This window comes from Pseudomonas sp. D4002 (assembly GCF_013385665.1).
Classification (GTDB): Bacteria; Pseudomonadota; Gammaproteobacteria; order Pseudomonadales; family Pseudomonadaceae; genus Aquipseudomonas.
Genome location: NZ_JACAPN010000062.1, coordinates 13,096 through 37,736, shown reverse-complemented (window position 1 = coordinate 37,736; position 24,641 = coordinate 13,096). Strand labels below are relative to the sequence as shown.

At 59.2% G+C, this 24,641-nt stretch carries 24 protein-coding genes and 1 tRNA gene; 21 read left to right on the top strand and 4 right to left on the bottom strand.

Features of this window, described 5'->3' with window-relative positions; translation table 11 throughout:
* The first annotated feature begins 52 nt into the window (after positions 1–52).
* From HX824_RS31300 to HX824_RS31280, 6 genes are all read left to right on the top strand, one after another.
* A complete protein-coding gene (locus HX824_RS31300; protein ID WP_256579544.1) occupies positions 53–289 on the top strand; it encodes a methyltransferase domain-containing protein in 237 nt (78 codons plus the stop codon).
* A 136-nt stretch (positions 290–425) separates the two neighbouring features.
* Positions 426–587: a hypothetical protein gene (locus HX824_RS31295; protein ID WP_008433669.1), complete on the top strand. Its 162-nt coding sequence runs from the start codon at positions 426–428 to the stop codon at positions 585–587.
* Positions 588–591: 4 nt separating this feature from the next.
* Positions 592–1,317, top strand: a complete 726-nt coding sequence (locus HX824_RS31290; protein WP_008433670.1) for a hypothetical protein — start codon at positions 592–594, stop codon at positions 1,315–1,317.
* Positions 1,318–1,675: 358 nt separating this feature from the next.
* Entirely contained in the window at positions 1,676–1,891 is a 216-nt protein-coding gene (locus HX824_RS32765) for an Imm6 family immunity protein (protein ID WP_371319427.1), read from the top strand.
* Positions 1,860–2,165 (top strand): hypothetical protein, encoded by a 306-nt coding sequence (locus HX824_RS32760; RefSeq protein WP_256347070.1) that lies wholly within the window; start codon positions 1,860–1,862, stop codon positions 2,163–2,165. The genes HX824_RS32765 and HX824_RS32760 overlap by 32 nt, the downstream gene beginning before the upstream one ends.
* 144 nt (positions 2,166–2,309) lie before the next feature.
* On the top strand, positions 2,310–2,699 hold the full coding sequence (locus HX824_RS31280; protein WP_008433672.1) for a hypothetical protein: 390 nt from the start codon (positions 2,310–2,312) through the stop codon (positions 2,697–2,699).
* 50 nt (positions 2,700–2,749) lie between these two features.
* Here HX824_RS31280 and HX824_RS31275 read toward each other — a convergent pair whose 3' ends face one another.
* Positions 2,750–3,007: a hypothetical protein gene (locus tag HX824_RS31275; protein ID WP_008433674.1), complete on the bottom strand. Its 258-nt coding sequence runs from the start codon at positions 3,005–3,007 to the stop codon at positions 2,750–2,752.
* Between the two features lie 390 nt (positions 3,008–3,397).
* On the opposite strand from HX824_RS31275, the gene HX824_RS31270 reads away from it, so the two are divergent.
* From HX824_RS31270 to HX824_RS31245, 6 genes are all read left to right on the top strand, one after another.
* On the top strand, positions 3,398–4,090 hold the full coding sequence (locus HX824_RS31270; protein WP_008433676.1) for a hypothetical protein: 693 nt from the start codon (positions 3,398–3,400) through the stop codon (positions 4,088–4,090).
* A 349-nt stretch (positions 4,091–4,439) separates the two neighbouring features.
* Positions 4,440–7,028: an autotransporter outer membrane beta-barrel domain-containing protein gene (locus HX824_RS31265; protein ID WP_008433678.1), complete on the top strand. Its 2,589-nt coding sequence runs from the start codon at positions 4,440–4,442 to the stop codon at positions 7,026–7,028.
* Between the two features lie 88 nt (positions 7,029–7,116).
* Positions 7,117–7,710: a hypothetical protein gene (locus HX824_RS31260; RefSeq protein ID WP_008433680.1), complete on the top strand. Its 594-nt coding sequence runs from the start codon at positions 7,117–7,119 to the stop codon at positions 7,708–7,710.
* A 74-nt stretch (positions 7,711–7,784) separates the two neighbouring features.
* Entirely contained in the window at positions 7,785–9,446 is a 1,662-nt protein-coding gene (locus HX824_RS31255; protein WP_008433683.1) for a VWA domain-containing protein, read from the top strand.
* 26 nt (positions 9,447–9,472) lie between these two features.
* Entirely contained in the window at positions 9,473–10,033 is a 561-nt protein-coding gene (locus HX824_RS31250; RefSeq protein WP_008433685.1) for an RNA polymerase sigma factor, read from the top strand.
* Entirely contained in the window at positions 10,030–10,629 is a 600-nt protein-coding gene (locus HX824_RS31245; protein WP_177055993.1) for a hypothetical protein, read from the top strand. The genes HX824_RS31250 and HX824_RS31245 overlap by 4 nt, the downstream gene beginning before the upstream one ends.
* Positions 10,630–10,686: 57 nt before the next feature.
* Here the strand turns inward: HX824_RS31245 and HX824_RS31240 are convergent.
* Positions 10,687–10,763: transfer RNA gene (locus tag HX824_RS31240), tRNA-Arg, on the bottom strand.
* Positions 10,764–11,158: 395 nt separating this feature from the next.
* Between HX824_RS31240 and gabD the strand changes: the two genes are divergently transcribed.
* From gabD to HX824_RS31225, 3 genes are all read left to right on the top strand, one after another.
* Positions 11,159–12,601, top strand: a complete 1,443-nt coding sequence (gabD, locus tag HX824_RS31235; protein WP_003218155.1) for an NADP-dependent succinate-semialdehyde dehydrogenase — start codon at positions 11,159–11,161, stop codon at positions 12,599–12,601.
* A gap of 182 nt (positions 12,602–12,783) precedes the next feature.
* Positions 12,784–14,061 carry a 4-aminobutyrate--2-oxoglutarate transaminase gene (gene gabT, locus HX824_RS31230; RefSeq protein WP_003218153.1) on the top strand — a complete coding sequence of 426 codons (1,278 nt, stop codon included), beginning with the start codon at positions 12,784–12,786 and terminating at the stop codon, positions 14,059–14,061.
* Between the two features lie 137 nt (positions 14,062–14,198).
* The gene (locus tag HX824_RS31225) at positions 14,199–15,407 is read left to right on the top strand and encodes an HDOD domain-containing protein (RefSeq protein WP_003218151.1); all 1,209 of its coding nucleotides are present in this window, start codon (positions 14,199–14,201) and stop codon (positions 15,405–15,407) included.
* A gap of 120 nt (positions 15,408–15,527) precedes the next feature.
* Here HX824_RS31225 and HX824_RS31220 read toward each other — a convergent pair whose 3' ends face one another.
* On the bottom strand, positions 15,528–16,526 hold the full coding sequence (locus tag HX824_RS31220) for a sensor domain-containing diguanylate cyclase (RefSeq protein WP_177055991.1): 999 nt from the start codon (positions 16,524–16,526) through the stop codon (positions 15,528–15,530).
* 356 nt (positions 16,527–16,882) lie between these two features.
* On the bottom strand, positions 16,883–18,067 hold the full coding sequence (desA, locus tag HX824_RS31215) for a delta-9 fatty acid desaturase DesA (protein ID WP_177055989.1): 1,185 nt from the start codon (positions 18,065–18,067) through the stop codon (positions 16,883–16,885).
* Positions 18,068–18,233: 166 nt separating this feature from the next.
* Between desA and dibA the strand changes: the two genes are divergently transcribed.
* From dibA to HX824_RS31185, 6 genes are all read left to right on the top strand, one after another.
* Positions 18,234–20,144, top strand: coding sequence for a phosphodiesterase DibA (dibA, locus tag HX824_RS31210; protein ID WP_008433689.1), 1,911 nt, complete (start codon positions 18,234–18,236; stop codon positions 20,142–20,144).
* A gap of 322 nt (positions 20,145–20,466) precedes the next feature.
* Positions 20,467–20,649, top strand: coding sequence for a sulfur starvation response protein OscA (gene oscA, locus HX824_RS31205; protein WP_003170956.1), 183 nt, complete (start codon positions 20,467–20,469; stop codon positions 20,647–20,649).
* 76 nt (positions 20,650–20,725) lie between these two features.
* Positions 20,726–21,736, top strand: a complete 1,011-nt coding sequence (locus HX824_RS31200) for a sulfate ABC transporter substrate-binding protein (RefSeq protein WP_003218143.1) — start codon at positions 20,726–20,728, stop codon at positions 21,734–21,736.
* A 163-nt stretch (positions 21,737–21,899) separates the two neighbouring features.
* The gene (gene cysT, locus HX824_RS31195; protein ID WP_003218141.1) at positions 21,900–22,718 is read left to right on the top strand and encodes a sulfate ABC transporter permease subunit CysT; all 819 of its coding nucleotides are present in this window, start codon (positions 21,900–21,902) and stop codon (positions 22,716–22,718) included.
* Positions 22,719–22,731: 13 nt separating this feature from the next.
* The gene (cysW, locus tag HX824_RS31190; protein ID WP_003218139.1) at positions 22,732–23,604 is read left to right on the top strand and encodes a sulfate ABC transporter permease subunit CysW; all 873 of its coding nucleotides are present in this window, start codon (positions 22,732–22,734) and stop codon (positions 23,602–23,604) included.
* Positions 23,605–23,607: 3 nt separating this feature from the next.
* The gene (locus HX824_RS31185; RefSeq protein WP_003218138.1) at positions 23,608–24,588 is read left to right on the top strand and encodes a sulfate/molybdate ABC transporter ATP-binding protein; all 981 of its coding nucleotides are present in this window, start codon (positions 23,608–23,610) and stop codon (positions 24,586–24,588) included.
* The last annotated feature ends 53 nt before the right edge of the window (positions 24,589–24,641 follow it).

Here is a 24,641-nt window from a genome sequence, read left to right as displayed (position 1 = left end):
CACTGTTGAGTTATTTGGTGGGAAGAATGCTCAAACTCCTGGTGCTATAAACGTGGATGTCCGAGCAGATATTCAGTCTGGTATTCGAGCGGACGCAACGAAACTTCCTTTCAAGGATAGTTCGGTGGGAGAGATTGTTGCTAGTAACCCATTCATTCCCAAGAGTGCAGGTGGTACTAACTCAATGATGGATTTTCTTCCGGAAGCTACTCGCGTGGTTGAGCCTGGTGGAAAGATATTTGTCAACGCAAATGCTGCGAACCCTTACGGAAAAATACCAAGTGCGTAAAGGGGACGGATTTATTTAAATATTTAAAAATCCAGATGAGTTGATTAAATAAATCCGTCCCCTTTGACCCAATGTGGTGAGTTTGAAAACGATTGATACCCGAGGTAAAGGGTGGTCTTATGACATGAGAACCCATATGGACACCTTGCAAAGTTCAAAAATTACCGTGGATGGCGTACCGGCAACGAAAATTTTGGACATCCGAGTTCAACCGGGCGGAATGGCTGACGCGAGCAAGCTTATAGAGTATGGAAAGCAACGTAATATTACTGTGATTATTAAAGAGTTCGGTGGCTAATCATATGGCTGAAATTGAAATTGTCTTTAGCGAGAGGCTACATGATGGCGCTTCAGTTGTATGGGGGCGGCTAATACAACAGCTCAAAAACTTTAATGAGGATACCGTCATTGATGGCTTTACCGGCAAGAAAATAGGGTTGGCGGACGTTTCGAATTACTTGGAGAAAAACAAGTGTCAGAGTTTTTTTATTGAGCTGGCAAACGGTTCTGTCGAGTTTTCGTATGTGGCAGATAAAGCGTTTTATCGGCTTGATATGAAACACCTGGCGAATTCGATTGAAGTTGCACAGACCTTGATTGAAGCTTTAATCGATGAGCCCGGCTTTGTTCAGGCTCGAATTTACGACGCCGAGTATGATCGATGGCAAAATGCCGAGAGTCTTACGCTCTTTGAAGTTGAGCGCGTCGAACACGCTCATCTGCCCAAGAAAAGTAATGGGCTGCCTTTTCCGCTGACCCAAGAGGTCGTAGATATATCAAAAAATCCTGGGCGTTGGGTTTTAAGAAACGGCTACATTGAGGCGGTTGGCGCTTTCATGTGGGTAAGCAAATCCTTGCTTCAGTTAGTGGGTGTCGACGAAAAGAAGTTAATGGATATCGACTGCTTTGCAGTAGAAGATTTGGGCGGCGTTTTGAAGATTGCTGCCTATAATCAGTGCTTCACTGCAGCCGTAGGGGCTCAGGCAGAGAGGCAGGACTTGCTGAGAGAAGTTTTGTTTAACGCGTGAATTAGAGCGAGAATCGGGCGCGGGAAATAGGGTTCAGGCCACGGTTTTCTAATTAAAGTATTAATAGTGGTCTGACCCCCTATTTCTCGGTCGATGATATAACAGCGTAAAGGGGGCGGATTTATTTAAATATTAAAAATTTCTTATGAGTTAATTAAATAAATCCGTCCCCTTTAACCAAATGCAAGTGGTATCTGTAATAAGTGTAGTGCAGGTTTGACGGGTAATAGTGACCTGAATGGGGTGGTTAAACAATTCAGTCAGCGCTATCCTACTCTTCTGCTAAGAGTTACCGCTGAGGGAGGGGCAGCAATGCCAAATCGTCTAACAGTCCTAGTTAAAGATGGGAGAATAGTTAATGGACAATGAAGAAGCGCTTAAAGTCATTGACAGTATGATGTGGGTAAAGAAAGCCTCAATTTTCCTTCTGTTGCTTGATTATGCTCTACGTAACCTTGACTCGGCGAGTGATACGCAAAAAAAATGTCAGGAGGCAGTTGATAAGTGTTGGCGATGGTTGTCTGATCGAGGGCTCAGTGCTGATGAATATAGCATATTATCTAGACTCCGATGATATGCAGAGCGGACCGCTGGCAGAAGGAAATTTTGCATCTGAAAGCGTAGAACAAAATAGTTTAATTTTAATATTGTTGGTGATCGGTTTTTTTGCCAATAAGGCCTATAAGATTGTAGGGCTACAAGAGCAAATGTCTGAGCCGGTATGTGAGGCGGACGAGAGCTCTGCTGTATATATTGTTGCTTATATTGAACGGATAGGCTTGTCTGATAAGTTGAGTGTTTATCTATCTGCACACGTTTTGGAAAATAGGGGGCAATCCACGTTTTAATGCTGGCAGAGTTGCTCTTTAACGTAAAGGGCAAGGATTTATTTAGGACGTAAAAGTGACGGATTTGTTTAAATATTAGATTTAAAAACTCCAGCTAGGTCAATTAAATAAATCCGTCCCCTTTGCCCAGAGTGAGTATAAAAAATGGAAAACTTGGAACTCTCCGAGTTAAAATTTCCGAGTATGAGAGAGGAGCTGGTTTCCTATCTGGCAGGTTTGTCGGACTCAGATTACCAGTTCCGTGCCTGGGTAGAACGTTCATCGCCGAATTTAGCTTATGATGAACTTGATTACACAATACATTTTTTATATGACGATACAGGGCTCGCTGAAAATGCATACACTTGGATAGGGCTAGTTTTGAAAAATGATCAGGAAGCTAGAGCCATCGAGGACGTGGTTCAAGCTATTGACGCGCTTTTTGATAAGTATGGTCCTGATCTTTCTGATAAAGAGTATTTGGAAAAAGAAGAGTGGGCACGCATAGTGTGCGTTTCTAAAGATGCTTTAAAAGTTTTGCTTCATGGTAAGTGAGGTTGTTTAACCGAGTTAAATGGGCGGCACCCAGGCCGCCCGGCTTTTACTCAGGATGGATCGGTATTGAGTCTGCGACTGATGACATCCAGCAAATCACACCCATCGCGCAGCGGAATCGCCAGCAATTGGGCGAAGTCTTGAAGCACCACAGCATCGCTGCTGAGTTGGTCGCGGAAGGCCAGGTTTTCCAGCAGTTGGGTGACGGCGCGAATCCGGTACACGGCGGCGTCGTGGAGGACATCGAGGGGCGCATGGGTGTCGATAAGCAGGGCGGGGACGGTGCAGTCGTGGCCCGTGAGGGGCATGTATCGATTCATTGTCAGTACTCTGTTGGTGGATTAAGCCACCACTCATTCGTCGCCAAACGAATGGGTGGCGGCCGTACGCAGGTTGGCGAACCGGCAACAGAGAAAACCGGCAGACCCGAAGGTCTCCCGCGCACAGCCGCCATATCATGCACAGCTTTGCGGGTGCAAAAACACCTGCATAGAAGCGGGATGCTTTTGCGCTCTGTTGTCAGGTCGCCAAACCTGAATCGCCATGTGGGCGACGGCCCGGACTATAAGCCCGCACCCAAACCCACGCAAGGCAGCAAAGTACTGGCCCACTCCCAATGCCTCATGTCTTCACCCCCATTGCCGACACCCTGGCGATGATTAAACGCATCCACCCACCACCAACATTAAAGGACTGATGTGAAAAACCTTCTCCTGATTCTCCTCTCCACCCTCATCCTCGGCGGCTGCGTCAGCCAGCCCCTCACGCCCGAGCATCGCGCACAGGTCAAGACGGTCAAAGTGCTGCCCGTAAAGTGGGAAAAGAACATGGTCTACATGGGCCGTGAACAAGCCTGGGGTGCGGCCCTGGGCGCCGGGCTTGGTGCGGGCGTCGGCATGGCCAGCGGCGCGTCCAAGCTGGGCACGGCGGCCTTGAGCGGCGCGGGGTTTGCCGCCGGCATGAAGGCAGGGCAACTGGCCGAGATGTCGACGCCGGCCGCGATCCTCACGGTGATGGACGCCGAAAATATCGACTTGGGCGTGTTGCTCAAGCAGGCCTTTATCGATGCCTTGGGTAAGACGTCATCGCTCAAAGTGGTGGGTGACGACGAGCCGGCCGATGCGCAGATTCAACTGACGGTAGGCGAGTGGGGCTTTCGCCTGACCCAGGGTTTCAGCAGCGTGGTCTACCCGACGCTAACCGTGGTGGCGCGCATGGACCGTGGCGACGAGATGCTCTGGCGCACGGTGGAGTCGATCACGCCGTTCAATGGCCAGAATGTCTACGGTTACACGCCGCTCACTTATCGCACTGATCCTGAGGCGTTGCGCCGCGCGTTGATGGGTATCACGCAGATCTCCGGGAGTTATCTGGTGAAGGAGCTCAAGTAGACCAGCGAGAGGTCGCCGCGTGGCTTGCGGTGGCTGATCCTGACGCGAGCAGTTTGATAGAACCCGCCGAGCACCTTGAACATTTTGTATATCCCAGTGTCTTTACCCCGCCCACCCGCAACCGGTCGGGCTGCATGGACTGCAGCGTTTTCAAATGACATTAAGGATTAATGTGAACCTCGCCCCCCAAGCCTCTTTTCTGTCACCGCCCGCTGTGGTGCACAGGCGCGCGCCTGCGTTTCAGGAAGGCACCCTGGGGGAATGCATTCGGATCAATTGATCCCTCGCTTAGTACACCTACTGCCGCCGGGCCTATTGGCGGCTTTTAATGTAGTTCATGGAGTTTGAAATGAAGCGTAAGCAGTTCCAGAAAAGCCTGTTGGCACTCATGGTCGGCGCAATCAGTTCGCAAGCGCTGGCGGTGGAATTCGACCTGGGGCAGGGCAAGAACATTTGGGTCGGCGAGACCTTTAATGAGTCATTGATTATCAACGGGACGTTCTCCGAAGTAGTGGTGCCGACCACCACCAACCCTGCCGGACTGGGTGTGGCCAACACCACTATCCAGGGTTCGTTGATCAACCGTGCCGACATCACTCTGGATTCCCAGGGCGCCGCCATCCGTGCGATTGCCCTGGACCCGCTGTTCTGGTCGGGCCCGCAGAACCTGAGCCCGGGAACTGTCACCGGGGACGTGGTCCAGGCGGGCAACATTCTTATGAAAAATGGGGGTTACGAGGGGCTTGAGATCGGCGCGACGACCATCGGTGGAAGTGTCATCAACTCCGGCACCATCCGTTCCACGCTGCCCCTGAGCCCGCCGGCTTCACCTTCCTACGTGGATGGCGGTGAAGGCATTTACCTGCATGGCACCACCATCGCCGGCGACGTCTCGAACACCGGTGTGATCGACATGAACGGTGATTACGCCATCGGCCTGATCCTCGACCGCCAGAACAATCTGGGGACCACTGTCGGCGGCAAAATCCTCAACGCCGGCACGCTCAAGGCGACGGGCGAGGGCGCCTGGGGCATCGAGGTGGAAACCGACACCAACCCTCTGCGCATCGAAAACAGCGGCCTGCTTTCTGCCAACGGCAATGACGCCAAGACGGTGATGTTTCTAAACGGTTCGGTCGACTACATCCTCAACACCGGCACCGTCGAGGCCACGGGCACCAACGCCAATGCCTTCGAGTTTGCCGGGGCAACCTTTGCCCAGAACAGCGCGACCGGCGCGCGCGGCATCGTTAACCGCGGCACGATCAGCGCCGATGGCACAGCCATTCATGTAGATGCCGCGGACCAGACCTCGGCGTTCGAGATCAACCAGCAAGCCGGCGAGATCCGCAGTAACGCCGGCATCGCCATCGACGCCGCCAACCTTGCCACGCTGAATTGGACCGGCGGCAAAATCACCGGCGACCTGCTCAACTTGAGCGCGGTGAATGTCGCAGGCCAGGCCGATTTCACCGGCAGCCGCATCATCGCGCCGGTATCGGTCAACTCGGGCTCGCTGAACCTGTCGGCGCCCGGTACTGCGATCACTGGCAACCTCAACGTTGCTAGCGGCGCAGGTATTGATATCCACCTGGCCGACAGCGTAGTGCCGACCACGCCGTACCTGACCGTCAACGGTGCAGCGAATTTCGCCCAGGCTTCGAAGCTGACCGTGAGCGCCAAGCCGGGCGACTTCGCCAGCACCAACAACGGCACTCAGTACACCCTGTTGCAAGCCACCAGCGTGCAAGACAATGGCCTGTCTGTGGCCAGCTCGTCCTCTCTGCTGAACGTGCTGAGCTACTCGGCCGACGCGCAAACGGTCAAGGCCGTGGTGGCGGTTAAAGACAACCAGCAAGTGCAGCAGGAGCTCGCCGCGGTGGGCGCCGGCGCTGCGTCAGCGACGGCGGTGAACACCTTTAAAAACGACGTACTGAGCGGACTCAATCAGAACGACCCAGTGTTCCAAACCCTGGCTGACGCCGGCACAGCACAGCAGCTTGCTCAGGTCAGCGAACAACTCAAGCCGGACGTCAATCGCGGCGCCCTGGACGTGGCGTTGTCGGGCCAGACCGTGGTCAACGGCGCGATCTTCAACCGCCTCACCGACCAGCGCGAAAGCCATCAAACCGGCGGCGTGTGGGTGCAGGGCCTGAGCAGCAACATGGACCAGGACGGGCGTGGCGGCAACAACGGCTACTCGGCCAACAGCAGCGGCATGGCCGTGGGTGTGGACGGGCGCTTGAACGACACCACCACGTTGGGCGTGGCGTACAGCTACCTTAACTCCAACATCCATTCCGACCTCGGCAACAAGACCGATGTGGAGGGCCATGCGCTGTCGCTGTACGGCAACTGGTCGCTGCAAAACTGGTTTGTCGACGGCAGCCTCAGCTATGGCCATAACGACAACGACAGCAAACGCCATATCGCCGGCACCACAGCCAAGGGCAGTTACGACAGCAATGTGCTGTCTGCCAGTGTGATCGGCGGCTACAGCTTCAAGCCGTCGCAGGCCGTGGTGATCGAGCCGCGCGTGGCAGCGCGTTACGCCAACGTGCGCATGGACGGTTTCAACGAGAAGGGCTCCTCGGCCGCGCTGAGCACCCAGTCGCAACGCTATGAAGTGGGCGAGCTGGGCGCTGGTGTGCGCTTGGCGGGCAACTTGCCCATGGGTGCCGGTAGCTTGCAGCCGGAAGCAACCTTGATGGCGTATCACGACCTGATGGGTGATCGCGTCGCACAAACCTCCAGCTATGTGCTCGGCGGTTCTGCGTTCACCGTCACCGGCGCTTCGGTGGCGCGTGACAGCTATGAAGCCAGTGTCGGCGTGAACTACCAGGTGTCGGACTTTACCGTGGGTGCCAGCTACACCCGCCAGGCCCGCAGTGGTTTTGATGCCGATGGGGTCATGCTCAAGGCGCGGTACGCGTTTTAAGTATTACGGCCGATAGAAAACGGCATCGGGCTGCGGTTCTCCCACGTAGCCCGAGCCAGACTTTTAAATGTGCTCAAGGAAGTAACCCATGAAAAAGACCTCACTCTTAATCCTCGCCCTGGTCTTGGCCGGCTGCCACTCCACTGCCAGGAACTCCTCGCCAAGCCTGCTGACGGACGGCGTCCAGTTGCAGCAGAAAAAGGTCGAGGTGGACGCCGAACACGCCAAGGTCATCATGAAGGCAACCGGTTTTACCTATCCGGTGCAGTTCTCCGTACGCCGTAGTTCCGATGCAGATCAGCGTCCGGAAATCCTCGGGACGGTGGTGGATTCCGGCCGTGGCAAGGTATTCGGCTGGATCGCCAAGATGAACGAAGTGGGCAACAGCGCCGTCGCCAAACGCTTCCCGCAGTTGGAAGTGCAGGCTGACCCGGGGCAGCCCTTTGAAGTGATCGGCGAGTCACGGGTCTACAACGCCAACTATGTCGGCCTCGTCAAAACCTATGTGTATGAGTGCGGCCCCATGAGTTCGACCTTCAAGCCTGAGAAGCAAAAGGTTTACCTGGTGGAATTCGTGATTATCGGGAAGGGCTGTGAGCAGCATGTGTATGACGTAACTGCGCCTAACGAGCGTGTCCCGGTGGCGACTGTGGCAGCGACGGGAAATATTCCGTCGCTCTAAGTTGCTTTAACCCGAATCGCCAGCCCCTTGCGTCTGACCTTGTGAACGGATCATTCATTCACGAGGTTCAGCCCATGTCCCGTCCTCTTCTGCTGTTACGCCCTGCCGCCCAAGGCTTCACCGTGACCCTGCTGGTGGCGCTTGCCGGGTGTGGGCTCTCTTCATCCCGTGACGTGGCCAAGCCCGCTGAGTCGGCGCCTGTCGTGGAGGTGCAAAGTGAGCCCGCCAGCGTCCAGGGGGCCATGGTCAAGCGGATGGTTGCGCCTGCACCGATGGCGTCGCGATTGGTCATGAACGACTCGATCGCCATGCAATACCAGACCGAGCCTCGGGAGCACTATCAGAACCTCCCGGACAACCCGATTCGCAGCGTTGCCGAAACACCGGTCTCCACCTTCAGCGTCGATGTCGACACCGGCAGCTATGCCAACGTACGACGCTTCCTCAATCAAGGCAGCCTGCCGCCCGAAGGTGCTGTGCGACTTGAGGAGATGGTCAATTACTTCCCTTATGACTACGCCTTGCCCACCGACGGCTCGCCCTTTGGCGTGACCACTGAAGTAGCACCGTCACCCTGGAACCCCCACACCCGACTGTTGCGCATCGGCATCAAGGCCTCGGACCGCGCGGTGGCAGACCTGGCACCGGCCAACCTGGTGTTCCTGGTGGACGTATCCGGCTCGATGAATCGCCGCGAAGGCCTGCCTCTGGTCAAGAGCACCCTGAAATTGCTGGTGGACCAACTGCGCGACCAGGACCGCGTCTCGCTGGTGGTCTACGCCGGCGAATCGCGGGTGGTGCTCAAGCCCACCTCGGGCCGCGACAAAACCACGATCCGCAATGCCATCGACCAACTTACCGCCGGCGGCTCCACCGCAGGCGCGTCGGGGATCGAAATGGCCTACCAAATGGCCCGCGAAGGGTTTATCGACAAAGGCATCAACCGCATCCTGCTGGCCACCGATGGCGACTTCAACGTGGGCGTCAGTGACTTCGACAGCCTCAAGCAAATGGCCGTCGACCAGCGCAAAAGCGGCGTGTCCCTGACCACCCTCGGCTTCGGTGTGGATAACTACAACGAACACCTGATGGAACAACTGGCCGATGCCGGTGATGGCAACTACGCCTATATCGACAACCTGCGCGAAGCCCGCAAAGTGCTGGTGGACCAGCTCAGCTCAACCCTCGCCGTGGTGGCCCGGGATGTGAAACTGCAAGTGGAATTCAATCCGGCACAGGTCAGTGAATACCGATTGCTGGGCTATGAAAACCGCGCCCTGAAGCGTGAGGATTTCAACAACGACAAGGTCGACGCCGGCGAAATCGGTGCAGGGCATACAGTGACCGCGTTGTATGAAATTGTCCCGAAGGGTGAACAGGGTTGGCTGGAGCCACTGCGCTACGCATCGGCGGCCAAGGCTGACGGTAAAACTGATGAGTTGGCGATGTTGCGGGTACGCTACAAACCAGCGGAAGGCGGCGATAGCCGACTGATCGAACACCCGATCAGCAACCAGCACAGCGGCAAACCCAGCGACGACCTGCGCTTCTCTGCCGCCGTGGCCGCCTTCGCCCAGCAACTCAAGGGTGATGGCCGCTACACTGGCAGCATGAGTATCAAGGACACGGCCGCACTGGCACGTTCCGCACGGGGCGACGACCCTTTTGGTTTGCGCGGCGAGTTTGTGCAACTGGTCGAATTGGCCCAGAGCCTCCAGGCCCCGGCCAGACACTGATCCACCTCAAAGGAGTGCGCCACCTGATGGATTCACCCAGCGACGAAGCCTTGCTGTCCCGCTACCGCAGCGGCGACGGTGCAGCGTTCGAGGCCCTGTACGCGCGGCATCGACAGGGCCTGTACCGTTTTCTCGTGTCCTTGAGCAACAAGGCCGAACTGGCCGAGGAAGTGTTCCAGGACACCTGGCTCAGCCTGATCCGCAGCACCAGCGAGCCACAGGGGCGGGCGAGTTTTCGCACCTGGCTGTTCCAGGTTGCCCGCAACCGCCTGATCGACCACTGGCGCAAGCACGGCATCCACAACCCGCTGCACGACAGCTACGATGAGCAGCTTCACGGCCAGCCCGACGACAGCGCCGGGCCTGAGCAACTGCTGAGCCTGAGCCGTGATCAGGCGCGCCTGGACAGCGCGTTGCAAGACTTGCCCGAAGACCAGCGCGAAGTGTTCCTGCTGCGCCTGCATGGCGAGCTGGAAGTGCCACAAATCGCCGCGCTCACCGGCGCCCCACTGGAAACGGTAAAAAGCCGCTTGCGTTACGCCCAGCAGAAACTGCGCCGACTGCTGGCCGAGGAGGTACCCGCATGACTGACCCCCGACATACCCAGGACTCGAACGACGAGCTGCTGATCGAGCATTTCCGTCAACACACCAGCGGCGAGCCGCCGGCTTCCCTGGACGCCTTCATCCTGGCCACCGCCCACCGTGAAGCACCGGTGCGGCAACCCGGCCTGTGGCAGCGTTGGTTACAGGCCTGCCAACGGCCGCGCTGGCAGATGGCGTTTGCCACCGTCGCGGGTGTGGCCCTGATGATTGGTTTGGTCACGCGCTCGCCGGTGCCGCAGCCGGAGTTATCCACAGGGACTTACGCGGCCGCCCCGCAGGTACTGGCCCGCCCGGCCCCGGCAGCCGCGCCGATGGCTCGATTCTCCGTGGCTCCGCAGGCCGATAGCGCACCGCAGGTGCAGGCAGAAGTCGCGGGCTCGCTGGCGGATGAGCCGGTGGCGAAGATGAGCAAGCGCTCGGCTGTTGTGCTGCCGCCATTGGAGCAAGGGCTGCAGGAAATCCTGCGGTTGCGGCAGGCGGGAGAGGCGAAGGCGGCGGATGAGAAGCTGCTGGAGTTGCATAAGCGCTTTCCCAAGGAAGACTTGCCGGCGCGGTTGGAGGCGTTGCAGAAACCCTGAATCGACGCCCACAAAAAAGCCCCAGGCCTTTCGACCTGGGGCTTTTTCATCTGTATCTGGTGCACCCGGCGGGATTCGAACCCACGACCCCTGCCTTCGGAGGGCAGTACTCTATCCAGCTGAGCTACGGATGCTTGTGCGGGCGACATCATACCCATGTCGACCTTGGGCGTCCATGCCGCTTTTCGCCCGGCCACCGGTAGGAATACGCGCCGCTGACGCCCTGTGCCGGGCATCTCGGCGCAATACGGTGGAACTCGCCCGAAACACGCTGATCAGAAAAATCGAGCAAATGCGCCGTTTTCGTTCTTTTTTTCGAACAGACTATTGCCCTGCACCCCCATTGATCCTAGGATTCGTTTGAGATTTCAAACGCTCCTGCCTGGGTGCTGAACCGCACATTTGTCCTTTCGTGCGCTATTTACGTGCTTGCGCCCAGTGAATGATTTCCCTGACGGCAGCCCTCAAGGCGCCTTTCAACAACTCTAATTCGCTCCGCGCGTGCGCGGTGCTGTTAAGGAAAGCCGACATGCAGCTCAAAGACACCCAGTTGTTCCGCCAGCAAGCCTTCATTGATGGCGCTTGGGTCGATGCGGACAACGGTCAAACGATCAAGGTCAACAACCCCGCTACCGGCGAAATCCTCGGTACCGTGCCAAAAATGGGCGCCGCCGAAACCCGTCGCGCCATTGAAGCAGCTGACAAGGCCCTGCCGGCCTGGCGTGCACTTACCGCCAAGGACCGCGCCAACAAGCTGCGCCGCTGGTTCGAGCTGATCATCGAGAACCAGGATGACCTGGCTCGCCTGATGACCCTGGAACAAGGCAAGCCGCTGGCCGAAGCCAAGGGCGAAATCGTTTACGCCGCTTCGTTCATCGAGTGGTTCGCCGAAGAAGCCAAGCGCGTCTACGGTGATGTGATTCCCGGCCACCAGCCGGACAAGCGCCTGATCGTGATCAAGCAACCAATCGGCGTTACCGCTGCCATCACGCCGTGGAACTTCCCGGCCGCGATGATCACCCGTAAAGCCGGCCCGGCCCTGGCTGCCGGTTGCACCATGGTGCTCAAGCCTGCGTCGCAAACCCCGTTCTCCGCGTTCGCCCTGGCTGAACTGGCCCAGCGTGCCGGGATTCCGAAAGGTGTGTTCAGCGTGGTCTCCGGCAGCGCCGGCGATATCGGCAGCGAGCTGACCAGCAACCCGATCGTGCGTAAGTTGTCCTTCACCGGCTCCACCGAAATCGGTCGCCAGCTGATGGCCGAATGCGCCAAGGACATCAAGAAGGTTTCCCTGGAACTGGGCGGCAACGCGCCGTTCATCGTGTTCGACGACGCAGACCTGGATAAGGCCGTCGAAGGCGCGATCATTTCCAAGTACCGCAACAACGGCCAGACCTGCGTCTGCGCCAACCGCCTGTACATCCAGGATTCGGTGTACGACGCGTTCGCCGAGAAACTGAAAGTGGCGGTGGCCAAGCTGAAGATCGGCAATGGTCTGGAAGAGGGCACCACCACCGGCCCGCTGATCGACGAGAAGGCCGTGGCCAAGGTTCAGGAGCACATCGCTGACGCCCTGAGCAAAGGCGCGACCCTGTTGGCTGGCGGCAAGGTGATGGAAGGCAACTTCTTCGAGCCGACCATCCTGGTCAACGTGCCGAAAGATGCTGCCGTGGCCAAGGAAGAAACCTTCGGCCCACTGGCGCCGCTGTTCCGCTTCAAAGACGAAGCCGAAGTGATCGCGATGTCCAACGACACCGAGTTCGGCCTGGCTTCCTACTTCTATGCCCGCGACCTGGGCCGTGTGTTCCGTGTGGCTGAAGCCCTGGAATACGGCATGGTCGGCGTCAACACCGGGTTGATCTCCAACGAAGTGGCGCCGTTCGGCGGCATCAAGGCTTCGGGCCTGGGCCGTGAAGGCTCCAAGTACGGGATCGAGGACTACCTGGAAATCAAATACCTCTGCCTGGGCATTTAAGCCCGGCAAGGCATTGTTGCAAACGCAAAGGGCACGAGAGCGCTGTCCCTTTGCGTGTTTCACCCCGTTATTCGTAGTGGCCGGGAAAGCTGTGGCAGTCGATCATCGCATGCTGCCGTAGTTGCCTCCCCGCCACGTATTCCTTGGACCACGCCACCCGATGAGTGGCGAATGAGGACTTTATGAGCAAGACCAACGCATCCCTGATGAAACGCCGCGAAGCCGCTGTACCACGCGGTGTTGGCCAGATTCACCCGATCTTCGCCGAGTCGGCGAAGAACGCCACCGTGACCGACGTTGAAGGTCGCGAGTTCATCGACTTCGCCGGCGGTATCGCCGTGCTGAACACCGGCCATGTGCACCCGAAAATCATCGCCGCCGTGACCGAACAGTTGAACAAGCTGACTCACACCTGCTTCCAGGTACTGGCCTACGAGCCGTACGTTGAGCTGTGCGAAAAAGTTAACGCCAAGGTGCCGGGTGATTTCGCCAAGAAAACCCTGCTGGTCACCACCGGTTCCGAAGCGGTAGAAAACGCCGTGAAGATTGCCCGTGCCGCCACTGGCCGTGCCGGCGTGATCGCGTTCACCGGCGCCTACCACGGTCGCACCATGATGACCCTGGGCCTCACCGGCAAAGTCGTGCCGTACTCGGCCGGCATGGGCCTGATGCCAGGCGGCGTGTTCCGCGCGCTGTTCCCGAACGAACTGCACGGTGTGAGCGATGACGACTCCATCGCCAGCATCGAACGCATCTTCAAGAACGATGCCGAGCCGCGTGATATCGCTGCCATCATCATCGAGCCGGTGCAGGGCGAAGGCGGTTTCTACGTCGCGCCTAAATCCTTCATGAAGCGCCTGCGCGAACTGTGCGACAAGCACGGCATCCTGCTGATCGCCGACGAAGTGCAAACCGGTGCCGGCCGTACCGGTACTTTCTTCGCCATGGAACAGATGGGCGTTGCCGCCGACCTGACCACCTTCGCCAAATCCATCGCAGGCGGCTTCCCGCTGGCCGGTGTATGCGGCAAGGCTGAATACATGGACGCCATTGCGCCAGGTGGCCTGGGCGGCACTTACGCTGGCAGCCCGATCGCTTGCGCCGCGGCCCTGGCCGTGATGGAAGTGTTCGAAGAAGAGCACCTGCTGGACCGCTGCAAGGCTGTGGGCGAGCGCCTGGTGACCGGTCTGAAAGCTATCCAGGCCAAGTACCCGGTGATCGGCGAAGTGCGTGCCCTGGGCGCAATGATTGCGGTCGAGCTGTTCGAAGATGGCGACAGCCATAAGCCGAACGCCGCTGCTGTCGCTTCCGTGGTGGCCAAGGCGCGTGACAAGGGCTTGATCCTGCTGTCCTGCGGCACCTACGGCAACGTGTTGCGCGTGCTGGTTCCGCTGACTTCGCCGGACGAGCAGTTGGACAAAGGCCTGGCGATCATCGAAGAGTGCTTCTCCGAGCTGTGATCAAAAGTTGACCTGATCGACAAAAAACCCGCTTAGGCGGGTTTTTTTGTGCCCGATGAACGGTATTCAGCCGTTGTTCATTGTACGCAGGCGGCTCCTTTGTCTAAGGTGCTGGTATTGCCGATGGAGCGTGCTGGATGACTGCTGTTGATTTACCGGCTGTACCCCGTGTGTTGATTGCCGAGGCCGACCCTTGGTCCCGAGATCTGCTCAAGCAGGTGTTGCTGAATGTGCGCTGTGACGCACGGCTGGATGTGTGTGCCGATGGCCAGCGGGCCACCGAGTTGCTGCGTGACAAACCCTATGACCTGATCATTGCCGATTGGGAGCTGCCCGGCGTCGATGGCCTGAGCCTGCTGCGCAGCGTGCGCCTGCAACGGCGTACGCCGCTGTTGCCGTTTATCCTGCTGAGTACCCGCAACGACAGCGCCAGTGTGCGCGAAGCCTTGCCGCTGGCACCGACCGCGTACCTGACCAAACCCCTGAACATGGAAAGCCTGACCCAGCGCCTGCAGGACTTGCTGCTGAACGAAGGTGAGACGGTGTATTGCGAAGTCCCGGCCCTGGCGCCGGGCATGACCTTGCCGGTGTTTCTGGAGCGCCGCCGGGAAGCCTCCGACGGCGCGCCGCTGCGGGTCGACGTGCAGGCTGCGGTGCAACATAGCCTGGAGCCGGAGGGCCTGGACCTCAAGCGCCTGGAAGAGCAGGTGCGCATGGACCCGCAGATTACTGCCGTGTTGATCGCCGCCGCCAACAGCGCCGGCCATCACGGTTCGCCGGTACAGACCCTGGGCATGGCCCTGCACAAGCTGGCGGCGGGGCAGAGCATGAACCTGATCCTGGGGCTCGCCCTCAAGCACAACGTGGTACTGAGCGACCCGAGCCTTGTGGATTACGCCGAGCGTCATTGGCAGCTGTCCCAGCGCACCGCCGACTACGCCCGCAGCCTGGCGCGCATGCTCGACCTGGATCACGAGCGCTGCTACAGCGCCGGCATCCTCCATCGCCTTGGCGACCTGGCCTTGCTGCGGTGCCTGCAAGACTGGCTGCTGGGCGGTGGCGAATTGGATGACGAAGCGATTGGCGAGTCCCTCTACACCTTCGGTGCGGCCTATGGCTCGGCACTGCGCACACGCTGGCGCCTGCCGCTGGAGTTGCGCCAGTTGATCGCGGCGATTTATTCGCTGGAGGGCGGGGTGTATTCCCGCGAAGCGCTGGTGATGAACCTGGCGGCGCAACTGGCGCGGCTGACCGAGCATGAAGGCGTCGAGGCATTGGCGAAAGGCAAGACGGCACGCTTGCTCAAGGTGGGTTTGCCGGAATTGACGCGTATGCGCAAAACCTAGCAGGCGATGCGTGCCAGTGTGGGAGCTGGCTTGCCTGCGATAGCATCATCCCGGTACAACCGACATACCGAGGTGCCTGCATCGCGGGCAAGCCCGGCTCCCACAGGTCATCGTGTAGCATCAGCCGGAGAGCACGCGGTTTTTGCCCTGGCGCTTGGCCTCGTACATGGCCGCGTCAGCGCGGGCAAACAGGCTGTCCACATTGGCGTCCTCGGCGGTCAGGCTGGCCAGGCCCTGGCTGACGGTGACCGCGAAGCTCTCACCGTCGTGGCTGAAGCTCAGCTGCGCAATCTCGTGCCCCAGGCGTTCGGCCACCTGCATTGCCATCTCCGGGGCACAACCGGGCAGTATGGCGGCGAATTCTTCGCCGCCAATGCGCCCGAACAGGTCGCCACGGCGCAGAACTCCCCGACCGCTCTCGGCGATACGCTGCAACACCTGATCGCCTTCCAGGTGGCCGTAGGTGTCGTTCACCACCTTGAAGTCATCGATGTCCAGCAACAGGAACGCCAGGGGCGTGCCTTGCAGGCAGGCGCGTTCAAACTCGTGGTGGGCGCACTCGAAGAAATGCCGGCGGTTGCTGCTGCGGGTCAGCACATCGGTGGTGGCCAGGCGGTGCAGCTCGAGTTCCAGCTGCTTCTTTTCGGTGATGTCTTCGGCTATGCCTACCACGATCACCGGCTGGCCGGGCTCGGCCTGCTGGTTGATGTAACACTTGTCGCTGAGCCAGCGGATCTGCCCGTCGGCGGTGATGATGCGGTACTCGCGGTCTTCCACGGCGCCGCTGTGCAGCACCTGGGCCAGGCTGTGCTCGGCGTAGTCGAGGTCTTCGGGGTGGATGCTGTTGCGCCATTCCCGATAGTCGGTCAACAACATGCCCGCCGTACGTCCGAAAACCCGCTCATAGGCCGGGCTGACGTACAGCACGCGGCGAGTGTCCCACTCGATTGCCCAGAGCACGGCATTCACACTGACCAACAGCGAACTCAGCAGTTGCTCGCGTTCACTCAGCCGTTCCACTTCGCCCTGAGCATGCATCAGGGCCAGCAACGTAGCGGCGGCTGCCGGTCGTAGGTGTTCGAGGACGGGGGTGTCGGTGAAGGTCTTTTCGTGGACCATCGGCACAACTCTCTCTGGGCATGCCGCGGGGTTGGGCAGCGGTCACAACAAGGGCCGCCGGGATGGCGAAGTGTTGATTGAGAGGGGGAATTTGCTGCGAAGTTCCTTTATCAGCGCCGATTAGAGGCGACCAAGAAATGGCGCCAGAAACATGTAGGAGCGAGTTTGTTGGGGGGAGGGGCTTGCTGTGGGGAAGGAGCTGCTATGGGGAGGGAGCTTGTTGTGGCGAGGGAGCTTGCTCCCGCTGGGCTGCGTAGCGGCCCCAAAATCTTGGGAGCGCTGCGCACTCCAGCGGGAGCAAGCTCCCTCGCCACAGAAGCTCCCCTGCCACAAAAAATCGGCTCGCTACAGCCGTATCAGGCCGCGGCAGGCCGCAGCGAATAGGTCTTCAGCTGATGGGCAAAGTCCCGCAGTGATTGAATCCCGCTCGCCTCGGCCTCGTGCACCCATTCCTTGATCGCCGCCAGCATGTCGTGGCCGTTGGTGCTGGTTTTCAGCCAGATCTGTTGCAGCGCCAGGCGCTTCTCGTAGATCACTTTCAAAGCCTGGCTGTGTTCCAGCATGCCCTGGATGCGCACGTGGTGGCGGTCATCCAGCAGGCTGGTTTCCCGCGACAGCAGGCGCTTGGCGCGATGGAATTGGTGGCGCACCGAGTGATCGACCTTTTCCAGTTCCTGCTTGACCAGCGGGCCAATCACCAACTTGCGGTACTGGGCCATGATCTGGAAGCGGTTGTTGAGGATCGCCATCGCGGTGTCCATGTCCAGGCTGCCCTTGCCTTCGACCCGGTGGGCGATCGGCGCGACCCGTTGCACCTTGGCCAGGCGCAGGAAGCTGAACACTTTGATCCAGGCCCAGCCCAGGTCGAACTCCCACTTCTTCACCGACAGCTTGGCGGAGTTGGGGTAGGTGTGGTGGTTGTTATGCAGTTCTTCGCCACCCACGATGATGCCCCAGGGAATCAGGTTGGTCGCCGCGTCGCGGCATTCGAAGTTGCGGTAGCCGATGGCGTGACCCAGGCCGTTGATTACGCCGGCAGCCCAGAACGGGATCCACATCATCTGGATGGCCCAGATGGTGATGCCGATGGTGCCGAACAGCAGCAGGTCGATCACGCCCATGATCGCCACGCCCAGCAGCGGGTACGGGGTGTAGAGCTTGCGCTCGATCCAGTCTTCCGGGCAGTTCTTGCCGTAGATGCGCAGGGTCTCGGGGTTCTCGGCTTCGGCGCGATACAGCTCGGCGCCTTTGCGCAGCACGGTGGACAGGCCCTTGATCACCGGGCTGTGAGGATCGTCGACGGTTTCGCACTTGGCGTGGTGTTTGCGGTGGATAGCGGTCCACTCGCGGGTGTTCTGCGCCGTGGTGAGCCACAGCCAGAAGCGGAAGAAGTGTTTCAGGCCAGCATTGAGCTCCAGGGAGCGGTGGGCTGAATAGCGGTGCAGATAGACCGTGACCCCGACAATGGTCACGTGGGTCATCAACAGAGTGACTGCCACCAGTTGCCAGGCCGACAAGTCAAGAAAACCGTTGTACCACATAGGCTGTATGGCCCTCAGATAAAGAAAAAACCAGCTTGCGCATTATCACTAAGCCTACAGATAAAACCAGCCGCCCTTTCAGATAGGAGTGACTGGATGTTTCTTATTCTATAATCCGTAACCTTTGTAGGGCGAATCTGGTTTTTTAGTAAGGATTACTGAACATATGCTGTTTTCATACCGAGGTGCCCTGCGTGCCGGGCTGATGTACCTGCTGGTTTCGATTGTGTGGATTCAGCTCAGCCATCAGGTATTGATCAACTTTATCGATGAACCCGTGGAGCTGGGCCGCTGGCTTCAGATACGCGGTTACCTGTGGGTCAGCCTCAGTGCCCTGGCGATCTACCTGCTCTGCGCGCACTTTGCCCGGGCGAACCTGATCCAGCAGCCACTGAAGGAAAACCGCGAGCGCCTGCGCCAGGCCGCCGCCGTGTTCGATTGCACCCGCGAAGGAGTGCTGGTCACCGATGCCCTGGGGCTGATTGTTCACGTCAACCGGGCCTTTATCGAAATCACCGGCTACCAGTGCGAAGACGTGCTGGGGCACCAGCCGAGCCTGTTCAAGTCCGGGCGCCACTCGGCCAGTTTCTACCAGGCGATGTTCGAGACGCTGGAACGTGACGGTGAATGGAGCGGTGAAATCTGGAACCGCCGTAAAAGCGGCGAAATCTACCCACAGTGGCAGACCATCCGGGTGATCCGTGATGAGCAGGGCCATATCAGCCACTACGTCGCGGTGTTCTCCGATATCAGCGCCATCAAGCACTCCGAGAGCGAGTTGGCGCACCTGGCCCATCACGACCCGCTGACCGACCTGCCCAACCGCCTGCTGTTCACCGACCGTGCCGAACAGGCCCTGGCCTCCGCGCAGATCCATAAACGTGGCTGCGCCTTGCTGCTGCTCGACCTCGACCATTTCAAGATCATCAACGACAGCCTCGGCCATAACGTCGGCGACCAGTTGCTCAAGGCCGTCGGCGAGCGCCTGCAAGGCCTGTTCGGCCCCGGCGTGACCCTGGCGCGCCTGGGCGGTGACGAGTTCGCAGTGCTGGCGGAAAGTTGTCCACAGGTGGGCCAGGCCGCCGCCCTGGCGCAACGTATTCTCGACGCGATGAAAGAACCGGTCATCTTCGACGGCCATCAACTGTTTATCAGCGTGAGCATCGGGATCAGCCTGTTCCCCAGCGACGCGCTGAGCGCCGAGCAACTGCTGCGCAACGCCGACTCCGCGTTGTTCAAGGCCAAGAGCGCCGGCCGCGAAGGCTACGCCTTGTACACCGAAGAGCTTACTGCCCACGCCCAGCACCGCGTGGAAATGGCCGGTGAACTGCGCCGCGCGCTGGATCAGCAGGAGCTGCGGGTTTACTACCAGCCAGTGCACGACCTGCAAGACAGCCGAATGATCGGCGTCGAAGCCCTGGTGCGCTGGCAGCACCCGGAGCGCGGGCTGGTGCCGCCGGGGGAATTCATCCCGATTGCCGAGCGCACCGGGCTGATTGCCGACATCGACGCCTGGGTCATGGACCAGGCCTGCCGCCAGATGTGCCAGTGGCTGGCAGACGGTGCACCGTTGACGTTTCTCGCGGTGAATGTGTCCAGCCGCCTGTTTGCCCGGCGGGAGCTGTATGAGCAAGTAGCCAAGGTGCTGCACGACACGGGGCTGGATCCGGCGCTTTTAGAGCTGGAAGTCACCGAAAGCGCGGTGATGGAAGACCCGGAAGTCGCCCTTGAGCAAATGCATCGCCTGCGTGAGCTCGGCTTGCGCCTGGCTATCGACGACTTTGGCACCGGTTATTCATCGCTGCTGCGGCTCAAGCGCTTGCCGGTGCAGAAGCTCAAGATCGACCAGGGTTTTGTCGCCGGGTTGCCATGGGATGAGGACGATGCGGCGATCGTGCGGGTAGTGATCGCGTTGGCGCAGAGCATGGGCATGCAGGTGCATGCCGAAGGTATCGAGCAGGTTGAGCAGGCGCGGTTTCTATTGGAACAGCGCTGTGACCTTGGCCAGGGGTACTGGTTTGGTCGGCCGATGCCGGCCAGTGAGCTGGATTGGGCGAGGGCGCCGACAATTCGTTAACCACTGCCTGTCCTGATTTGAAACAGGGCCAAAATGTGGGAGCGGGATTGCTCGCGAAGGCGGTGTGTCAGTCAGCAAATCTGTCACTGACCCACCGCCTTCGCGAGCAAGCCCGCTCCCACATTTGGATCTCCACACGGCTTTATTTCACGGGTCGTCCCGCAAAACCCCTCGCAACCCCTCGTCCCATCAGAAAATTCTTTCTGGTTATATAAACATTCTTAAATAGTATTTTTAAGAATATCCGCGCTTATCTACTATCGCCCTCACGCCGCAAGCAGTGCCGCCACTGCGAGGCACTTCTCATTTCAGGAGCACGACCATGAGCGCATCTCTACGTAGCGTTGACGGCCAGGACGAAGCAGCCATTTTGCGCGAGATCCAGAGCGCCCTGCGCGATCTGCGGTTTGGCGCGGTGGAAATCACTGTGCACAACGCCCAGGTAGTACAAATCGAACGCAAAGAGAAATTCCGTTTGCAGAACCCGGGCAACAAACCGAGCTGAGCAACACCGGCGATTCGATTGCAAGACCCGCAACTATAAGAAAAAAGCCAACACCCAAGAATTTCAGGAGCCTTCTATGTCGTCGATTCGCCGTTATGCCCTGGCAGCACTGGCCAGTGCCGTGTTTGCCGGTTCCGCTGTTGCCAAGGATTACGAACTGCTCAACGTGTCTTACGACCCCACCCGCGAGCTCTACCAGGACTACAACGCTGAATTCACCAGCTTCTGGAAGCAGTCGCACCCGGGTGACAACGTCAAGATCCAGCAATCCCACGGTGGTTCGGGCAAGCAGGGCCGCGCGGTAATCGACGGCCTGCGCGCCGACGTCGTGACCCTGGCCCTGGCCGGCGACATCGACGAAATCGCAAAACTGGGCAAGACCCTGCCGGAAAACTGGCAAACCCGCCTGCCGGACGCCAGCACCCCGTACACCTCGACCATCGTGTTCCTGGTACGCAAGGGCAACCCTAAAGGCATCAAGGATTGGGGCGACCTGATCAAGAAAGACGTGTCGGTGATCACCCCGAACCCGAAAACCTCCGGCGGCGCCCGCTGGAACTTCCTAGCCGCCTGGGCCTACGGCCTGAAAGCCGGTGGCAGCGAAGCCAAGGCCCAGGAATACGTGAAAGAGCTGTTCAAGCACGTGCCGATCCTCGACACCGGCGCGCGCGGTTCGACCATCACCTTCGTCAACAACGGTCAGGGTGACGTGTTGCTGGCCTGGGAAAACGAAGCCTTCCTGGCCCTGAAGGAAGACGGCGGCGCCGACAAGTTCGACATCGTTGTACCTTCGCTGTCGATCCTCGCCGAGCCGCCAGTGGCCGTGGTCGACAAGAACGCCGAGAAAAAGGGCAATACCGAGATCGCCACCGAGTACCTCAAGCACCTGTACAGCCCGGCTGGACAGGAGATTGCGGCGAAGAACTTCTACCGCCCACGCGATGAGAAAGTCGCCGCCAAATACGCCCAGCAGTTCCCGAAACTGGACCTGGTGACTATCGACAAAGACTTCGGCGGCTGGAAAACTGCCCAACCGAAATTCTTCAATGACGGTGGCGTGTTCGACCAGATCTACTCGGCGCAGTAAGCAAAATCAAACTGTAGGAGCCAGCTTTCTGTGGGAGCCGGGCTTGCCCGCGATAGCATCACCTCGGTGTAACTGATACACCGAGGTGCCGGCATCGCAGGCAAGCCAGCTCCCACAGAAGCTCGCTCCTACAGTGGTATCTACCCGCTAACCAAGGACTCTTATGTCGCGTCGTATCTCCCCCGTCATACCCGGCTTCGGGCTGACGCTGGGCTACACCGTGGTGTACCTCAGCCTGATCGTACTCATCCCCCTTGCGGCGATGTTTGTACATGCCGCTCAACTCACCTGGGATCAGTTCTGGAACATCATCTCCGCACCGCGTGTGCTGGCGGCGTTGAAACTGAGCTTCGGCACTGCGTTGTATGCCGCGATCATCAACGGCGTGATCGGTACCCTGCTGGCATGGGTACTGGTGCGCTACACCTTCCCCGGGCGCAAGATCATCGATGCGATGATCGACTTGCCGTTCGCCCTGCCCACCGCCGTCGCCGGTATTGCACTCACCGCGCTGTACACGCCCACTGGCCTGGTAGGCCAGTTCGCCGCCGACCTGGGCTTCAAGATCGCCTACACCCCCCTGGGCATCACCCTCGCGCTGACCTTCGTCACGCTGCCATTCGTGGTGCGTACCGTGCAGCCGGTGTTGGCCGATATCCCCCGGGAAATCGAAGAAGCCGCCGCCTGTCTCGGCGCCAAGCCCCTGCAAGTGTTCCGCTACATCCTGGTACCGGCGCTGCTGCCTGCCTGGTTGACCGGCTTCGCCTTGGCGTTTGCACGAGGTGTCGGTGAGTACGGTTCGGTGATCTTCATCGCCGGCAACATGCCGATGAAAACCGAGATCCTGCCGTTGCTGATCATGGTCAAGCTCGACCAATACGACTACCACGGCGCCACGTCCATCGGTGTGCTGATGCTGGTGGTTTCCTTTGTCCTGCTGCTGCTGATCAACTTGCTGCAGCGGCGCATCGAACACCCATAAGGAGGCGCGGAACATGTCCCAATCGTCTATTTCCGCCGCGTCCTCGGCCAACGCTGCCCGTCGTGGCAGTGCGGTGTCCCGACGCATCCTGATCAGCCTTGGCTGGCTGGTGTTCTTCCTGTTTTTGTTGCTGCCGCTGTTTATCGTGGTGTCCCAGGGCCTGAAGAATGGCCTGGGTGCGTTCTTCACCGCGATCCTTGAGCCGGACGCGCTGTCGGCATTGAAACTCACGGTGATCGCCGTGGTGATTTCGGTACCGCTCAACGTGGTGTTCGGCGTCAGCGCCGCCTGGTGCGTGAGCAAGTACTCGTTCCGTGGCAAAAGTATCCTGGTGACCCTGATCGACCTGCCGTTCTCGGTATCGCCGGTGATCGCCGGCCTGGTCTACGTGTTGATGTTCGGCGCCCAGGGCTTCTTTGGCCCGTGGCTGCAAGACCATGACATCCAGATCGTGTTCGCCTTGCCGGGCATCGTGCTGGCGACCATCTTCGTCACCGTACCGTTCGTGGCCCGTGAGCTGATCCCGCTGATGCAGGAGCAGGGCACCCAGGAAGAAGAGGCCGCGCGCCTCCTGGGCGCCAACGGCTGGCAGATGTTCTGGCATGTCACCGTGCCGAACATCAAGTGGGGCCTGATCTACGGCGTGGTGCTGTGTACCGCGCGGGCCATGGGTGAGTTCGGTGCGGTGTCGGTGGTGTCCGGCCACATTCGCGGCGTGACCAACACCTTGCCGCTGCACGTCGAGATCCTCTACAACGAATACAACCACGTCGCCGCGTTTGCCGTCGCGAGCCTGTTGCTGATCCTGGCGCTCTTCATCCTGCTGCTCAAGCAGTGGAGCGAGAACCGTATCAACCGCCTGCGCAAAAGTGCTGGTGAGGAATAAGTCATGTCGATCGAAGTCCGTAATGTCAGCAAGAATTTCAACGCCTTCAAGGCCCTGAACAGCATCAATCTGGACATCCAGAGTGGCGAGCTGGTGGCGTTGCTGGGCCCGTCCGGCTGCGGCAAGACCACCCTGCTGCGGATCATCGCCGGTCTCGAAACCCCCGATGCCGGCAACATCGTGTTCCATGGTGAAGACGTCTCCGGCCACGACGTGCGTGATCGCAACGTCGGCTTTGTGTTCCAGCACTACGCGCTGTTCCGCCACATGACCGTGTTCGACAACGTCGCGTTCGGCCTGCGCATGAAACCGAAAAACCAGCGCCCCACCGAAAGCCAGATCGCCGTGAAAGTCCACGAGCTGCTGAACATGGTGCAGCTCGATTGGCTGTCGGATCGCTACCCGGAACAACTCTCCGGCGGCCAGCGCCAGCGTATCGCCCTGGCGCGCGCCCTGGCGGTAGAGCCGAAAGTGCTGCTGCTGGATGAACCCTTCGGCGCCCTCGATGCCAAGGTCCGTAAAGAACTGCGCCGCTGGCTGGCGCGCCTGCACGAAGACATCAACCTGACCTCGGTCTTCGTGACCCACGACCAGGAAGAAGCCATGGAAGTGGCGGACCGCATCGTGGTGATGAACAAGGGCGTGATCGAGCAGATTGGCTCACCGGGCGAAGTCTACGAAAACCCGGCCAGTGATTTTGTTTATCACTTCCTCGGCGACTCCAACCGCCTGCATTTGGGTGAAGACAAGCACGTGCTGTTCCGCCCGCATGAAGTGTCGCTGTCGCGCCATGAACTGGAAGACCACCACGCGGCTGAAGTGCGTGATATTCGCCCGCTTGGCGCGACCACCCGGGTGACCCTGAAGGTCGAAGGCCAGAGCGAGTTGATCGAGGCTGAAGTGGTGAAAGACCACGACAGCCTGACGGGTTTGGCGCGGGGCGAGACGTTGTTCTTCAAGCCCAAGGTCTGGCAAAAAGCCTAAAAGTGCCGCAAAACCCATGTGGGAGCGGGCTTGCTCGCGAATGCGGTGGTTCA

Excerpts from the sequence above, each read along its gene's own strand:
- gabT (WP_003218153.1), top strand. The coding sequence starts at position 12,784 with ATGAGCAAGACCAACGCATCCCTGATGAAACGCCGCGAAGCCGCTGTA.
- oscA (WP_003170956.1), top strand. The coding sequence starts at position 20,467 with ATGAGCGCATCTCTACGTAGCGTTGACGGCCAGGACGAAGCAGCCATT.
- HX824_RS32765 (WP_371319427.1), top strand. The coding sequence starts at position 1,676 with ATGGACAATGAAGAAGCGCTTAAAGTCATTGACAGTATGATGTGGGTA.
- cysT (WP_003218141.1), top strand. The coding sequence starts at position 21,900 with ATGTCGCGTCGTATCTCCCCCGTCATACCCGGCTTCGGGCTGACGCTG.
- HX824_RS31275 (WP_008433674.1), bottom strand. The coding sequence starts at position 3,007 with ATGCCCCTCACGGGCCACGACTGCACCGTCCCCGCCCTGCTTATCGAC.
- HX824_RS31200 (WP_003218143.1), top strand. The coding sequence starts at position 20,726 with ATGTCGTCGATTCGCCGTTATGCCCTGGCAGCACTGGCCAGTGCCGTG.
- HX824_RS31185 (WP_003218138.1), top strand. The coding sequence starts at position 23,608 with ATGTCGATCGAAGTCCGTAATGTCAGCAAGAATTTCAACGCCTTCAAG.
- HX824_RS31260 (WP_008433680.1), top strand. The coding sequence starts at position 7,117 with ATGAAAAAGACCTCACTCTTAATCCTCGCCCTGGTCTTGGCCGGCTGC.
- gabD (WP_003218155.1), top strand. The coding sequence starts at position 11,159 with ATGCAGCTCAAAGACACCCAGTTGTTCCGCCAGCAAGCCTTCATTGAT.
- HX824_RS31290 (WP_008433670.1), top strand. The coding sequence starts at position 592 with ATGGCTGAAATTGAAATTGTCTTTAGCGAGAGGCTACATGATGGCGCT.
- HX824_RS31225 (WP_003218151.1), top strand. The coding sequence starts at position 14,199 with ATGACTGCTGTTGATTTACCGGCTGTACCCCGTGTGTTGATTGCCGAG.
- HX824_RS31265 (WP_008433678.1), top strand. The coding sequence starts at position 4,440 with ATGAAGCGTAAGCAGTTCCAGAAAAGCCTGTTGGCACTCATGGTCGGC.
- HX824_RS31255 (WP_008433683.1), top strand. The coding sequence starts at position 7,785 with ATGTCCCGTCCTCTTCTGCTGTTACGCCCTGCCGCCCAAGGCTTCACC.
- dibA (WP_008433689.1), top strand. The coding sequence starts at position 18,234 with ATGCTGTTTTCATACCGAGGTGCCCTGCGTGCCGGGCTGATGTACCTG.
- HX824_RS31220 (WP_177055991.1), bottom strand. The coding sequence starts at position 16,526 with ATGGTCCACGAAAAGACCTTCACCGACACCCCCGTCCTCGAACACCTA.
- cysW (WP_003218139.1), top strand. The coding sequence starts at position 22,732 with ATGTCCCAATCGTCTATTTCCGCCGCGTCCTCGGCCAACGCTGCCCGT.
- HX824_RS32760 (WP_256347070.1), top strand. The coding sequence starts at position 1,860 with ATGAATATAGCATATTATCTAGACTCCGATGATATGCAGAGCGGACCG.
- HX824_RS31250 (WP_008433685.1), top strand. The coding sequence starts at position 9,473 with ATGGATTCACCCAGCGACGAAGCCTTGCTGTCCCGCTACCGCAGCGGC.
- HX824_RS31245 (WP_177055993.1), top strand. The coding sequence starts at position 10,030 with ATGACTGACCCCCGACATACCCAGGACTCGAACGACGAGCTGCTGATC.
- HX824_RS31280 (WP_008433672.1), top strand. The coding sequence starts at position 2,310 with ATGGAAAACTTGGAACTCTCCGAGTTAAAATTTCCGAGTATGAGAGAG.
- desA (WP_177055989.1), bottom strand. The coding sequence starts at position 18,067 with ATGTGGTACAACGGTTTTCTTGACTTGTCGGCCTGGCAACTGGTGGCA.
- HX824_RS31295 (WP_008433669.1), top strand. The coding sequence starts at position 426 with ATGGACACCTTGCAAAGTTCAAAAATTACCGTGGATGGCGTACCGGCA.